The sequence below is a fragment of the Halomonas sp. ND22Bw genome (genome assembly GCF_003011945.1).
Lineage (GTDB): Bacteria > Pseudomonadota > Gammaproteobacteria > Pseudomonadales > Halomonadaceae > Halomonas > Halomonas halophila.
In genome coordinates, this window is record NZ_PXWD01001686.1 from 1 (window position 1) to 239 (window position 239).

Below are 239 nucleotides of genomic sequence, written 5' to 3' on the forward strand. Positions count from 1 at the left end.
CGGTGACGGTCAATGCGCGGGTGGGGTCGGTGCTGTCGATGCTGTGGTCGGCCACCGGCCGGGCGTTCCTGGGCTTCCTGGACGAATCGCGCGTGCGCGCAATGGCCGAGGAAGAAATGATGGCGGCACCCGCCGAACTGCGACGTCAGCTCGATCCGGAAGACCCGCTGGGTGTGCTGCGGCGAGACATCCTGGCCGCCGGCTGCGCACCGGTGCAGGACACCTACCTGCGCGGCATC

1 protein-coding gene is annotated in these 239 nt (G+C 69.5%); it reads left to right on the forward strand.

What is annotated here, in order from left to right; translation table 11 throughout:
- Positions 1 to 239, forward strand: a 239-nt coding sequence (locus CVH10_RS24000; RefSeq protein WP_219925099.1) for a hypothetical protein, incomplete at both ends; no start/stop codon positions are given.